This window comes from Shewanella gelidimarina (assembly GCF_023283945.1).
GTDB classification, from domain to species: Bacteria; Pseudomonadota; Gammaproteobacteria; order Enterobacterales; family Shewanellaceae; genus Shewanella; species Shewanella gelidimarina.
Genome location: NZ_JAKIKW010000027.1, coordinates 23494 through 37485, shown reverse-complemented (window position 1 = coordinate 37485; position 13992 = coordinate 23494). Strand labels below are relative to the sequence as shown.

Below are 13992 nucleotides of genomic sequence, written 5' to 3'. Positions count from 1 at the left end.
AAGTTAACAGTTATCCTTGCGTGAGAGATCACCCCTTAGCTATGCAATGCGACTCCCTGGACTGCGGACAGAATTTGCCCATGTAGCACAAAACTCCCAACCTTTAACTTGGCAGACTAATCCAGCACTGTAGCGACTTTTAGCCAAGATGGACTCATGGTCACTAGGCGCATTGAGAACGGTGAAAAGTAAACCAAAAATCGACAGCATTAAAGTAAAGCAATAAGCTTTTACGTTATGCCCTTTTAAGCCATAGCTCGGCTGGTAATAAGGTGTATTCATACTGAGTAAGGCCTCCTGTCTATTGGGCTTCATTTAAGGTTAACGGATCTCCATTTAATTGCAACTCGCTTACGGATGAATCCTAGTCACTGTTTTCAGAGTTCTGTTCTTAGTTAAGTTTTTAGTTAAATGTCCAGCTCGCTGTTTACCGTTAGCAACAGCTTCGATCTACTTCTAACACTTTGTCAGCAATATAACCTGCTCTAGCTTGGGCCTACAAAACTGAATCGAGTCACCGCAGCAACTATTCGATTTGTTTCCTAGCCGCTAAATATTCTTGTTTCAATTGACTCAATAGTCCGAGTTCATCACGTTTATTGCGGCTACGGCCATGCAAAGAGGACTCTACAAAATAGCTAAACCAAGTTTCCAATACGCTAGCATTTAGGGGTTCACCTGCTGCGGCAATAGCCAATGAAGCCACTTCGGCAGTGCCCAGTTGAAAGTCGCGGCTACCTTTTCTAAGTGCATAAGATGCTGCTGCTTTTGGAGAGAAAGACAACATAGGTAATCCATGTAAATAGGGACTTTTCCTGAACATTTTAATCGCTTCTCGCCAACTACCATCCAGTACGATCAGCAAGGGTGTTTTACCGTCAGCTAATTCCGTTTGATCCACCTGAGCTACGATCTGCTGATTTTCAACCGCGTACTCTGAAGGGAAAACCACATAGGCTTGGTATTTTGAGTCTGCAATTATCGATAACATCTTACGGTTAGGTTCATTTCTGGACCAGATATAGGCATGAGTATCTGGCACAACATCGGCAATGAGACGGCCACTATTACTGGGCTTAAGGACTTCATCGTCATACATGATCAGCATAAAGGCTAGCTGCGTATTAACCAATTTGCGATAGGCACAGGTGCAATACCTTTTGGCTAATAAACAACGTTCACAGCGGACAACATTTTTGCCGCGGGCCGTAAACGGCTTAGATGATATGGCTTTACGGTATTGGTATAAACGATGAACAGCGTGATCTGGCAAATGCATGCTACGGTTGAGCCTCTATAGGAAATAAAAAAGCCTACTTAATCAGCAGGCTCATTGGTCGTCGGTTGCTCACTATCGTTCAATAACTATAGTATACGGCGTAATAAAAAATCAGCGCGTAAGCGTTTAATCCGCGTCATAATTTTACGAACAGGTTCGGGATAATTATGCAGCGTCTCGATTTGACTATAGTGGTACAGTCGCTCTGTATGCTGCAAAATATGAGTTTGTTCCGCTTCGAACTGCTCTTTCCAGCTTTCGTTATCATCTTGCAGTAACAATCCATTCTCTAAATCAAGTGCCCAGGCGCGAGGATTAAGATTACTGCCAGTGATTAAATGACGTTTGCTATCAGCGCTGATCCCTTTAAGATGAAAACTATTACGACCATCTTTCCATAAGTGAATATTTAACTGACCATTATCGATTGCCCACTGCTGACGCTTAGCAAACTTTCGCAGTGACTGTTCGTACATATACGGCAGTGCACCAATAGTCGAGAATGCCTCTTCTGGTGGAATATAAAAATCGTTAGCTGTTTTATCTCCGACAACAATATCGATTTTCTTGCCTTGTCTTAAATGCTTCGCCAAGGCACGCACTAAGATATAAGGCGGATTAAAGTAGGGAGTACAGATAAACAATGCATCTGCTGATTCTTCCACCATCGCCACAATAACTTTGTTTAAAATGTTCTTTTTACGGCCCAGCCCTACAAGTGGCGTGACACGGTTGCCTATTTTTGTTGAATTGAATGTGTATTCAGCTTTAGACAAACGGTGCTTTAAACTGCTCACTTCCGTTTTAGTCGGCAGATGCTCTAACTCTTTTGGTTGAGTCAAAGAGCTCACCGCAACATCATCAACTAAGTAAGTTTGGATCATGTCTCGCATACTGCGGGCAAGCTCAGCGGATTCGATGACATGGTAGCGATCGAATCGATACTTCTCCTCTTGATGGAGATAGATATTGTTAATGCTAGCGCCACTAAAGATCACCGCATCATCAACAATGAAGCCTTTTAGGTGTAACACACCCATAAATTCTCGAGATTTTACCGGCACACCCAAGATCTCAATCGGATGCTCTGCAGCTTCGATGACCTTGCGGTACATCAAATAATTACCGCTGTCGCCTTTGTGACCAATAAGCCCACGCCTTGCTCGATGAAAATCGACTAAGACTTTGATATCGAGTGCTGGATTATTTTGCTTTGCATCCATTAACGCTTGCAGTACTTCTCTGCCCGCTTCATCATCTTCAAGATAAAGGGCTGCGATATAGACAGAATGTGTCGCATTTTCGATCCGCTTAAGCAGCTCTGTTTTCAACGCTTTTGGTGTTAATAACCATTGCAGTGAATCAGACTGTAGCGGTATACCACCTAGCTTACTCAGCAAGGCTCTCTCCTTAATAATGCGTACCATCTTTATAATAGGTGCTAGGTGTTAACTCTCTAAACATAACAATGGTATGTTTAAGTCCAGGATAGGCACGTATAACGGCTTCACGGATCACCTTTTCTGCACGATGGTGTGTTTCGGGATCTTTAGGGAACCATAGCACTTCGACTTGCGCTGTATCGTTGACGCATTGTCCGCGTCTATAACTCTGACTACTAATACAATCGATAATGAATGATTCTGCATTTGCCTGACAAATTTCAGCTAGAACCTCAATCAGCTGGTCACTTAAGTTAGCAACGACGCTTTCTGGCATTCCATACACTTTAATATGTGGCATCAAGATCCTCCTAGATAAGGGCATAGAAATTACCGATTTAACACGCTCTCGGCAAGTCATTTCTACTGTTTAGCCCTCTTGAGTGCATAAAACAGCACTAAGTGTCACTATTCGGTAAATAATTAGACAAACAACGTCTACATATCAATGTTATCTCTGTGCTTTTATTCGCCAAGCTGTCGGTGATTTACACAATGATCACAGCTTAGCTAAGCGTCGTTTGTTATCATCACTATTCATTTATTTCACAGCAGAGATCGCGATGAATTTTAAATCATTATTAACCTTGATAGGTGTTTTGTTAGGCGCATGGGCTATCTTTCATTTTAAAGCGCAGTTAGGGTTACTGATGTTCCCGCTATTTTTTGGATTGGTGTTGTTTGTCACACTCAAACTGTATCATTTAATGAGCCATGATGACGGCGACAAACCTGAGTAATCCGCTTTGTTTCTTATAAAGGACAGTACATTGATACTTCGGCATATCATTTCTGCAGCGCTCTTGATGACCCTCCCAGGCATAGGAGTCACCGCAGAACTCAAGCTTGTATCCCCACCGCGCACCACACTCACAGCATTAACCGTTATCGCGACTAATCCAAGTGGCGTAACCCAGCGTCAAAATGCGGATAAATTATTTATCCCGGCAAGCACGATGAAACTACTCACAGCAGTGTCCGCTACTGCGGCACTCGGTAAGGACTTTCGGTACCACACTGATCTATACGCCGATAACCCTATCCAAGATGGCCAAATTGAAGGCGATGTCTATCTCTCTTTTACCGGTGATCCCACTCTGACAACTGAAGATATTCAAGCGTTGTTGAACCAACTTAAACAACAAGGTTTAAAGCACATTACCGGTAACCTTTATCTTGTCGGTGAACAATACGAGATCCAACATGCTCCGGGCCGAGTATGGGACGATTTAGGGATCTGTTACGCCGCACCGGTATCAAGTTATGTACTCAATAGAAATTGTATACAAGCTCAGTTTAAGCCAAGACTGGCAGACAATGCTGGTATGGTTGAACTGTTAGAAAGTGAACCTGTAGTAATTGAAAGCCGCGCTACATTTGATAAAAGTGGTCAGCGAGCGATTTGCAATTTAACGCTGGCAAGATTTGAGAAAAACCAATATCGCTTAGACGGTTGCTATCCAGGAAATAAAGCCTTGAAGTTATCTGTCGCCATCACAGACCCTGGTCTATACGCAATAGATAAACTGACTCAAATCATTAAACACAATGGCATGAGTGTTAACGGCAGTATTACCTTAACTCAGCAACGCGCAGGTAATGCTCTGTTAGTCGCTCAGCATCAATCAGAGCCCTTATCTAGTTTAATAACAACCATGCTATTAAAGTCTGATAACTTAATCGCAGACAGCCTCTTAAAACGCATGGGGCTGTATCTATTTGGATCCTCTGGAACATTTGCCAACGGTAGCGCTGCAATGACTCAGATATTATCTGAGCAAGGTGTTGACTTAAGCAGTGCCAATATTGTTGATGGTTCAGGCTTATCTCGCTATAACTTACTCAGCGCCAACCAGTTAGCTCAGGTTTTAGCACTCATACAACAAAACGAACACTACAAATACATCATTGATGCACTTCCTGTTGCAGGTATCACAGGCACGCTTAAATATCGTCATGGCTACGCTCAAGCCCCCCTTAAAGGCCAGATAGTGGCCAAAACAGGTTCTATGCTGGGCGTGGTGAATATTGCAGGGTTTATAAAACAAAATGATGCTTTGCCGTCTATTGTTGTGATTTTGCAAAACGGCGTCAGTCCGATACCTGTTAAGGCCAATGTCCCCACTTATGATGTCTCTATCTTAAAACAGCTTGTTAATAACGCTAAGCACTAGATTCACAGTATTAAAAGATAAAAAAGGCGGATTAAGTTAACTTAATCCGCCTTTTGATTGTTAGCGCTTTTTAGTTAAAAAAGTGATTCATCAATATTCATTATTGAAGCGTCGCCTGTCGCAACTTGAGACAAATGATAATCTGCTTTTGCTAACAATTTATCGAAATAGAAACGGCTTAAATGTTGCTTTTGTACCTTGAAGTTATTGTCTTCATGGTCATTTGCTGCATCTGCCATCGCCAGCCAGAAATAACCATAAAGGCTATAGCCAAACGCATCGAGGTAATCAACTGCACACGCATTAATTAATGCTGGCTGGGTAAGCTTATGCTCATTCACTTCACGACCAATCACTAATAGCTTCTCAAATAAGCCCAATACACTGGCTTTATCGGCGCTGGATACATGCTCAAACTGGTTAATGTTGGCAGTCTGTTCTGCAACAAATTCGGTTAACGCTTTAAGATTATCACCAGTGACTTTACGCCCTAAGAAATCAATAGCTTGAATGCCATTGGTACCTTCATAAATCTGTGCAATACGGGTATCACGTACCAGTTGCTCTATACCCGTTTCACGAATATAACCATGACCGCCAAACACTTGTTGCGCCATAATCGCGGCATCTAATCCACGATCGCTCAAAAATGCTTTTGAAACTGGAGTGAGTAAGCCGACATAGCGACTCGCTTTCGCTTTTTCATCTGCGTTATCAGAAAATTTCGCTAAATCTAATTGCTGCCCGGTATAAACAGATAACGCTCGCCCAGCTTCCGTTAACGTACGGACAGTGAGGAGCATGCGTCTGACATCGCCATGCACTAAGATGGGATCGCACGTCGCGCCCGTAGGTGAACCGCCTGCAGCAACACCTTGAACACGCTCTTTTGCATATTCCGACGCCATTTGGTAAGCCGCTTGTGACGTGCCCAGCCCTTGAATACCAATGGCGAGTCGCTCATAATTCATCATAGTGAACATGCACACTAATCCGCGGTTTGGCTTACCAATCAAATAACCTTCAGCATCGTCAAAATTCATCACACAAGTTGCCGAGCCTTTAAGGCCCATTTTGTGTTCAATAGACCCCACGGTAACACCATTGGCATCACCCAGGTTGTTGTCTGCATCAACCTTTATTTTAGGTACTAAGAACAGCGAAATACCATTGGTGTTAGGCAACTTAGCCAATACTAAGTGAATGACATTGTCAGTGAGATCGTGGTCGCCACCAGTAATAAATATTTTGCTGCCAGTGATGTTATAACTACCCTCTTCGTTGGGAACGGCTTTGGTGCGAATATTACGCAGATCAGAACCCGCCTGAGGCTCTGTCATATCCATCGCCCCAGCCCACTCTCCGCTGTACATCATCGGCAAGTACTGCTCTTTGATCGCTTCAGTGCCATGCGCATGAATCGCCAATGCGGCACCAGCGGTTAACGAACCATAAAGGGTAAAAGCATTACACGCGCTATAAGCCATTTCATCAACAAGCACACCGAGCATTTTAGGCATTCCCATGCCACCAAGCTCTGGGTCGCCACATAAACCCACCCAGCCACCTTCTGCATACTGGTTGTATACCGCTTTATAACCATCAGGTGTGATCACCTTATCACCTTCGTGACGAACACCTTGCTCATCGCCGCTGCGGTTAATAGGATGGATAAGTTCACGGCTGATTTTGTCTGCTTCATCTAAAATCGCTGCCGCCGTGTCCATATCGACAGATTCGGCCATTGCAGGCATAGAAGCCCATGTTTTAGGGGCATTAAATACTTTTTCTAGCAGAAAGCGCATCTCAGCTAATGGGGCGTTATATGGGTTCATACTCAACTCTCAAACGATAGATTAAAACAGTTGTTTCAAATCTACCAGATAACACCAAAAAAGAAAGCCTTTTCTTGCTCTATCTTTAAGCTACAACATCACGAATTCATGTGCCTAATCGGCATTCAAATGATCGTCTCAATGCGCAAAAAAATTGATGTTTAAGTTTTAGAAATGAAACTAATACTGATATTAATAGTACAAAAGTAGATTATGAAAGCAGCCAAAAGGATTTAGTTGGCTAGCAGTATCGCTCAATTAGATGAAATGGAAATGGAGCGAGTTTGGGTTGTCGCGGTGTTTGATGACGTTGCTTTTAATGCCGAGGCTGACGGTATGCAGGGTTGAACACTAAGACTGATAATGACCGACAATCCGAAAGACTAACGGCAATAGTCGTTATAAAAAAGCCGTAATCATGTCGTATTACGGCTTCCACACTTAACTGTAAATAACAGTTTCTTAAGTTACCACATCAGGTCGTCTGGAATAACGTAGTCAGCGTAAGGATCATCCGCCTCTACCGCAGTAACATTATCTTCTTGAGTCCATAAGTAACCAATCCAAGCTGGCACTAATAGATTGACTCGCTCAACAAGCTTGTGCGGCGCCAAATAACTCACATCTTCATGTCTGATAATGCCAAGGCGTCCATTTAATAGCTGCGCTTGGAGCTTATCATCAACATAAAGAGAGAAAATCTTTTTCTCGAAGGTGTAGTTGAATTTAATCTCTGCCGATCTAGATGGCGTGATGGCAAGTTTCTTAAATTCGGTCACTAACCCACGCACAAGCCCTTTTTCAGAAGCTTCAGAAAAACGTTTTTCGTTTAACTGCTTATCTATTTCAATTTGCGCTAGCTTCTTAGCGGCAATCTCTTGTTTGAGCTCATCGCTACCATCATCGACTTTTGCTTTTTTGTCACGACGTTTTTGAGTCTTTGTATCTCTTACTTTTTGCTTGCTAACCAAGCCAGCCTTAAGTAGCTGTTCCTGAAAAGGATTTGCCATATCTTGTTTTCTCTACTTTAACGTTGTTTTTGTTTCGCTAATTGACCGATTTCGGCCATTGCCGCGCCAGCACCACCGAGTGACCAGCCACCATCTACCGGCAATACAGCGCCAGTAATGTAAGACGCCATATCAGAGGCTAGAAACAGTGCTGCGTTGGCGATATCTTCACAGCGACCATTGCGTCTTAAAGGAACACCTTTAGCGACATGATTTTGTAACTCTTCTGTTGGTGCTAATCGATTAAAGCCTTCTGTACCTGCGATGGGGCCTGGCACAATTGAGTTTATTCTAATGCCTTTATTGCCCCATTCAATGGCTAACGTTTTAGTCAGCATGTCTACACCCGCTTTTGCAGCACAAACATGGACTTGCATTGCCATAGGGACAAAAGCTTGCGGCGCTGAGATCTGAATGATGGCGCCACCATGTTCTGCCATCAAAGGTAAGGCTTGCTTTAATACTTGAAAACTACCCAGTAAATCAATATCCATCACTGACTTAAAGCCGTTTTCTGATAACTTTTCGGCCGAAGCTGGGAAATTACCCGCCGCGCCACTCACAAGCACGTCAATAACGCTATAAGAAGCGCGAATATAATCAAAACCTAAGGATAATGCGTCTAAATCACGTACATCGAAGCAAGCTCCAATATGGTGACCTTGAGGATTTGTCGCTGTTAATTTGGCGACTGCGGCATCGACCTTGTCTTTGCTGCGGCTAGCCACCGCGACGTTAGCCCCTGCTTTTGCAAAACTAAGCGCTATACCTAAATTAATGCCACTGGTGCCACCGACGACAACAACGTTTTTTCCTTGGTAATCAAACATAGAGTGCACTCCACTTGCGGTATAAATTACGGTTAATTATCTAACTAACTTGTAACTTATATGACTGCACTCTTTTATTAAAGCATTTAATCGATACTGCTACGCTATTGACTGATGAATATCATGCAATGCTTTTAGCGGATCAGCAGCCTTAGTGATTGGCCGACCTATCACTAAATAATCTGAACCGGCTGCCAGTGCTTGTGGTGGCGTCATGACTCGATGTTGGTCGCCTTTGTCGCTACCGACAGGTCTAATGCCTGGAGTGATGAGTTTAAACTCTTGGCCAAACTTTGTTTTCAATAAGCTCGATTCCTGCGCCGAGCAGACTACTCCGTCGAGCCCTGCGCGTTGAGTTAAGGCAGCCAAGCGCAATACATGTTCAGAAACCGGGACGTTAATGCCTAACAATTTAAGCTCTTCGTCACTCATTGAGGTTAATACGGTGACAGCGATTAACAGCGGAGCTTTATCACCATAAGTCTCAAGTGCACGCTTAGCGGCTTCCATCATGGCAAGGCCACCTGAGGCATGCACGTTTGTCATCCACACACCCAGTTCAGCTGCCGCTGTAACGGCTTTTGCTACCGTGTTAGGGATATCGTGAAACTTCAGATCTAGAAAGAGATCGAAGCCGCGGCTATGAATATCATTAACGATTTGTGGGCCGAACAAGGTAAACATCTCTTTGCCAATCTTAAGTCGGCACATATCAGGATCGAGCTTGTCTATTAGCTGCAAAGCATCATTTCTATTATCGTAATCTAAGGCAACCAAAATAGGTTTGTTTGTCATTTTGTCTCCAATCGCTTTGCGTTTATCATTTTACTGATCGTATTTTTAGCGGAGGAGAAAATCACATTACTCTCCGTCTAACCCTCGAACTCTTTTTATACTTCCCCAATTTTTACAAGAGGGACAGTGCCAATACAGTCGATGGGATGGGAAACCACATTCGCTGCAGCGGTATCCAGGTCGAAATTTTATTTGCTGTTCAACAAGTTGCTCAAGCATCGATAGGCTCTTTTTTGCTTGACCATTTTCAGCCTGTTTGACGTGCATTTTCATTAAATGTTGAAAGCTTTTCATCGTTGGGTGTCGAATTAAGCCTTCTAGAATGAGTTTCTCTGCATCCTGTTCATTACCCTGAGATATCATATGCTGGGCTAATGTCACCGAAATACTGGCGCCTGCGCCCTTCTCGATAGCTTCTCTTAGGAGCTCTTGATATCCAATACTGTCATCAGTCAGTAAATAAACCTGCTTAGCAATTGTTAAGCAGTCAGGAAACAGGTCAATGTTGCAGGTAAGCAACTTCTCTATCGATTGCTTACACGCTTTAAAATCTTCTAATTTTAAGTAAAGTTCAGCGAGTGTCAGTAAGGCTCTTCCGCAACTAGCATCAAGTTTAATCGCCGCATGTAAACGCTTAAGTTTAATGGCATCATCATCCGTTTCAGCAGCCAATTCACAATAAAAATGAGCACTGTCATGCTTTAACACTTGTTGGCGTTTACGCTTAAGCTTTTTAATGATGTCGATAGCCTTTTGCCAATCTTTAGTCACTTGGTAAATGGCAATAAGATGAGTCTCAGACTCTTCGCTATGATCGTCTTGGTTTACAAGGTTAATAAAAATTTCTTCAGCGCGATCATAAAAGCCGGCGGCTAAATAATCTTTACCCAACTCCATCATCGCAATATCTCTTTGCTCTGTGGTTAAGCTAGGTCTTGCGATAAGGTTTTGATGAATTCTGATGGAGCGGTCGACTTCGCCGCGTTTTCTAAACAGGGAGCCCAACGAAAGGTGAGTATCTATGGTGTCGTCATCGACATCTAGCATAGATATAAACAGATCAACGGCTTTATCAGACTCATTAGACAGTAAAAAGTTTAAGCCGGTGAAATAATCACGACTCAGCTGTTCTCTCTGATTACTCTGCTTTTGCCTGACACTTCTGCGCCCCATATACCAACCGTAACCGGCGGCGATAGGAAGAAGCAGAAAGAGGATTTCTAACATATTAAGCGTCTACTTCCTTTGCTGCGCTTTCAATAACAGCAGTGCTATTATCCGATGTCTTAGTATCGTTTGGATTAGCTGATGCTGCCAACTGTTTTTTTAAACGCCTAATTGAAAACTTAAGTCCTGCAATATGATACATCGCAAATATCCAGCTCACTAAAAAACCAGATAGAAATACAAACGCAAGCACGACTGGCAACCTAAATTCACCCTGAGCAACAAAGTAACTGATGGTGACGACTTGTTCGTTCCGAGCGCCAAAAATAAGCGCGATGAAGAAAAAGGCGGCAACTAAAACGGCAATGATGAATGACTTCACGTTAAGCTCCAGACACGTGTTGGTAAGCTTTGATTATCTAAGAAAAAGAGCGAACTAGCTAGTGATACCTAAGTTTTAGATATAAAAAAGCCTCCCGAGGGAGGCTTTTAATACTTTGTAAATTACGCGTTGAGCGCGTCAACACGTTCGCGCAGTTCTTTGCCTGGCTTAAAGTGCGGTACGTACTTGCCTTCCAAATCAACTGATGTTCCAGTCTTAGGATTACGGCCAGTGCGTGGTGCACGATAATGAAGCGAGAAACTACCAAAGCCGCGGATCTCTATTCGATCTCCACCTTCCAATGTCTCGGCCATTTGCTCTAACATCTCTTTAATGGCACTTTCCACTTCTTTCGCAGACAGCTGCGACTGCCTAGTGGCAAGTTTTTCGATCAGTTCGGATTTTGTCATCCTATACCCTCTATTTATCAAGCCAAACACAGTCACCTTTTAGGGGTGCATGCACCCCTGAACTTCAAGGCGATTATTTACGAGCTGCTTTGAACGCTTCAGCCATAGCACTGCTCATGACGTCATCTTCTTGCTTGTTCAAGCTAGCCATTGCTTCTTTCTCTTCAGCTTCATCCTTAGCACGGATAGAAAGGCTGATAGTGCGGTTCTTACGATCCACACCCATGAACTTAGACTCGACTTTGTCACCTACAGAGTAAACTGTTGATGCATCTTCGATACGTTCACGAGAGATATCTGAAACACGAAGGTAACCTTCAACAGTCTCAGCTAGTTCAATTGTAACACCTTTTGCGTCAACTGCTGTAACAACACCATGTACAACAACACCTTTCTTCTTATCAGCAAGGTATGCATTGAATGGATCGTCTTCAGTTTGCTTAACGCCTAAGCTGATACGTTCACGTTCTGGGTCAACAGAAAGTACCACTGCGTGGATTTCGTCGCCTTTCTTGAACTCAGCAACTGCGTCTTCGCCAGTACCATTCCAAGAAATATCAGAAAGGTGAACTAGACCGTCGATGCCGCCGTCAAGACCGATGAAGATACCGAAGTCAGTGATTGACTTGATCTTACCAGAAACCTTGTCGCCTTTATTGAAGCGCTCTGCGAAGTCATCCCATGGGTTAACTTTACATTGCTTAAGACCTAGAGAAATACGACGACGCTCTTCATCGATGTCAAGAACTAGAACTTCAACTTCATCACCTAGGTTAACAACCTTTGATGGGTGGATGTTCTTGTTAGTCCAATCCATTTCAGAAACGTGAACAAGACCTTCAACGCCTTCTTCAATTTCAACGAAACAACCGTAGTCTGTTAGGTTAGTTACGCGACCAGTCAAACGTGTGTTTTCTGGGTAGCGTTTGCTGATTTCTAACCATGGATCTTCGCCAAGTTGCTTAAGACCTAGTGATACACGTGTGCGCTCACGGTCGTACTTAAGAACTTTAACGTTGATTTCGTCACCAACATTAACGATTTCTGATGGATGCTTAACACGCTTCCAAGCCATATCAGTGATATGTAGAAGACCATCAACACCACCAAGATCAACGAATGCACCGTAGTCAGTAAGGTTCTTAACGATACCTTTAACTGATTGACCTTCTTGAAGGTTCTCAAGAAGAGCATCACGCTCTGCGCTGCTTTCAGATTCGATAACTGCACGACGAGAAACAACAACGTTGTTGCGCTTCTGGTCAAGCTTGATAACTTTGAATTCTAATTCTTTGTTTTCTAGGTGAGCTGTATCGCGAACAGGGCGAACGTCAACTAGAGAACCTGGTAGGAATGCACGGATACCGTTTAATTCAACAGTGAAACCGCCTTTAACCTTACCATTGATGACACCGATTACAGTTTCAGCATCTTCGTACGCTTTTTCTAGAACGATCCAAGCTTCGTGACGCTTAGCTTTTTCGCGAGACAATTGAGTCTCACCGAAGCCATCTTCAACAGAGTCGAGAGCAACGTGCACGGTATCGCCAACAGAAATTTCAAGTTCGCCATTGGCGTTCTTGAATTCTTCAGCTGGGATTGGGCTTTCAGACTTAAGACCTGCGTCAACAAGTACAGTACCGTTTTCGATGCGTACAACGACACCAGTTACGATAGAACCTGGACGGAACTCCAAAGTTTCAAGGGATTGTTCAAATAGATCAGCAAAAGATTCAGTCATGTTTAGGTTACTTTCTTTAATAAACCACAGTCCATCCTAGACGCGGAGTCAGTATAATAATTTGCCTCATCCTTGGGGCAAATAGTTAAATACCTGCTTACGCAGGTACTCGAAAACTTTTATGAATATGCGTTAGCGCCATGTCTAACACATCTTCTATAGAAATATCGGTCGTATCGATAATAAGTGCGTCCTCGGCAGGAACCAAAGGTGCGACGCTACGATTCATATCGCGGTCGTCTCGCTCTTTTATCTCAGACAAAAGTTGATCAATTTTAACATCGAAGCCATTGTCCTGCAACTGATTATAGCGTCTTTGCGCTCTTTCCTCTGCCGTAGCAGTTAAAAAAAGTTTCGCAGGCGTTGCTGGGAATACAACGGTTCCCATATCACGACCATCTGCAATCAATCCCGGTGTTTCAGCAAATGCGCGTTGGCGACGCAACAATGCTTCTCTAACACGTGGAAATGCAGCCACTTTTGATGCCGCATTCGAGCACTCTTGACTACGTATCGTGATGGATACATCTTCGCCTTCGAGGACCACTTTGATGCCTCTACTTCCATTACCAGTAATGAACTGCACATCTAAATGTGCTGCAAGTAGCGTTAATGATTCTTCATTATCAAGTTCTACGTTGTGATGAATAGCAGCCAATGCTAATACGCGGTAAATTGCACCACTATCTAATAGCTTGTAGCCTAACCTTTCGGCAAGCAATTGACTAATAGTACCTTTTCCCGCACCGCTAGGGCCGTCAACAGTGACAACAGGAGCCCGTTTTAACATAAAATCCTCCACAAGAAATTCAATCTTCCTTGATATAACCGAAAATGAGCGCGCGTATTATAAACCATCTAACACTAGAAAGCGGCATCTAATTCAAATATTCAAGGATCCCATTAAGCAATGGTTCAGACTACTGA

Annotated in this window: 15 protein-coding genes; 2 read left to right on the top strand and 13 right to left on the bottom strand. The window is 43.3% G+C overall.

Annotation, left to right across the window (positions count from 1 at the left end; translation table 11 throughout):
- Positions 1–39 precede the first annotated feature (39 nt).
- The 4 genes from L2729_RS18690 to L2729_RS18675 all read right to left on the bottom strand — a co-directional run bounded on the left by L2729_RS18690 (position 40) and on the right by L2729_RS18675 (position 3022).
- Positions 40–282: a hypothetical protein gene (locus tag L2729_RS18690; protein ID WP_248989617.1), complete on the bottom strand. Its 243-nt coding sequence runs from the start codon at positions 280–282 to the stop codon at positions 40–42.
- A gap of 244 nt (positions 283–526) precedes the next feature.
- Positions 527–1279 carry a tRNA-uridine aminocarboxypropyltransferase gene (locus L2729_RS18685; protein WP_248989616.1) on the bottom strand — a complete coding sequence of 251 codons (753 nt, stop codon included), beginning with the start codon at positions 1277–1279 and terminating at the stop codon, positions 527–529.
- 86 nt (positions 1280–1365) lie between these two features.
- Complete coding sequence (gene pssA / locus L2729_RS18680) at positions 1366–2679, bottom strand: CDP-diacylglycerol--serine O-phosphatidyltransferase (protein ID WP_248989615.1); 1314 nt, start codon at positions 2677–2679, stop codon at positions 1366–1368.
- 10 nt (positions 2680–2689) lie between these two features.
- On the bottom strand, positions 2690–3022 hold the full coding sequence (locus L2729_RS18675) for a DUF1904 family protein (protein ID WP_248989614.1): 333 nt from the start codon (positions 3020–3022) through the stop codon (positions 2690–2692).
- 262 nt (positions 3023–3284) lie between these two features.
- On the opposite strand from L2729_RS18675, the gene L2729_RS18670 reads away from it, so the two are divergent.
- Together L2729_RS18670 and dacB are read left to right on the top strand one after the other, a co-directional pair.
- Positions 3285–3461 carry a hypothetical protein gene (locus L2729_RS18670; protein ID WP_248989613.1) on the top strand — a complete coding sequence of 59 codons (177 nt, stop codon included), beginning with the start codon at positions 3285–3287 and terminating at the stop codon, positions 3459–3461.
- 30 nt (positions 3462–3491) lie between these two features.
- Entirely contained in the window at positions 3492–4895 is a 1404-nt protein-coding gene (gene dacB / locus L2729_RS18665) for a D-alanyl-D-alanine carboxypeptidase/D-alanyl-D-alanine endopeptidase (RefSeq protein WP_248989612.1), read from the top strand.
- 74 nt (positions 4896–4969) lie between these two features.
- Here the strand turns inward: dacB and L2729_RS18660 are convergent, their stop codons facing one another.
- From L2729_RS18660 to cmk, 9 genes are all read right to left on the bottom strand, one after another.
- Positions 4970–6730 (bottom strand): acyl-CoA dehydrogenase C-terminal domain-containing protein, encoded by a 1761-nt coding sequence (locus tag L2729_RS18660; RefSeq protein ID WP_248989611.1) that lies wholly within the window; start codon positions 6728–6730, stop codon positions 4970–4972.
- Between the two features lie 467 nt (positions 6731–7197).
- Positions 7198–7740, bottom strand: a complete 543-nt coding sequence (locus L2729_RS18655) for a DUF2058 domain-containing protein (protein ID WP_248989610.1) — start codon at positions 7738–7740, stop codon at positions 7198–7200.
- A 17-nt stretch (positions 7741–7757) separates the two neighbouring features.
- The gene (locus L2729_RS18650; protein WP_248989609.1) at positions 7758–8570 is read right to left on the bottom strand and encodes an SDR family oxidoreductase; all 813 of its coding nucleotides are present in this window, start codon (positions 8568–8570) and stop codon (positions 7758–7760) included.
- 99 nt (positions 8571–8669) lie between these two features.
- Positions 8670–9365 (bottom strand): orotidine-5'-phosphate decarboxylase, encoded by a 696-nt coding sequence (gene pyrF / locus L2729_RS18645; RefSeq protein WP_248989608.1) that lies wholly within the window; start codon positions 9363–9365, stop codon positions 8670–8672.
- 66 nt (positions 9366–9431) lie between these two features.
- Positions 9432–10592: a lipopolysaccharide assembly protein LapB gene (gene lapB / locus L2729_RS18640; protein ID WP_248989607.1), complete on the bottom strand. Its 1161-nt coding sequence runs from the start codon at positions 10590–10592 to the stop codon at positions 9432–9434.
- A gap of 1 nt (position 10593) precedes the next feature.
- On the bottom strand, positions 10594–10914 hold the full coding sequence (locus tag L2729_RS18635; RefSeq protein WP_101090228.1) for a LapA family protein: 321 nt from the start codon (positions 10912–10914) through the stop codon (positions 10594–10596).
- A gap of 122 nt (positions 10915–11036) precedes the next feature.
- Positions 11037–11324, bottom strand: coding sequence for an integration host factor subunit beta (gene ihfB / locus L2729_RS18630; protein WP_101090229.1), 288 nt, complete (start codon positions 11322–11324; stop codon positions 11037–11039).
- A gap of 73 nt (positions 11325–11397) precedes the next feature.
- Complete coding sequence (rpsA, locus tag L2729_RS18625; protein WP_101090230.1) at positions 11398–13065, bottom strand: 30S ribosomal protein S1; 1668 nt, start codon at positions 13063–13065, stop codon at positions 11398–11400.
- Between the two features lie 97 nt (positions 13066–13162).
- Positions 13163–13855: a (d)CMP kinase gene (cmk, locus tag L2729_RS18620; protein ID WP_248989606.1), complete on the bottom strand. Its 693-nt coding sequence runs from the start codon at positions 13853–13855 to the stop codon at positions 13163–13165.
- Positions 13856–13992: the final 137 nt, after the last annotated feature.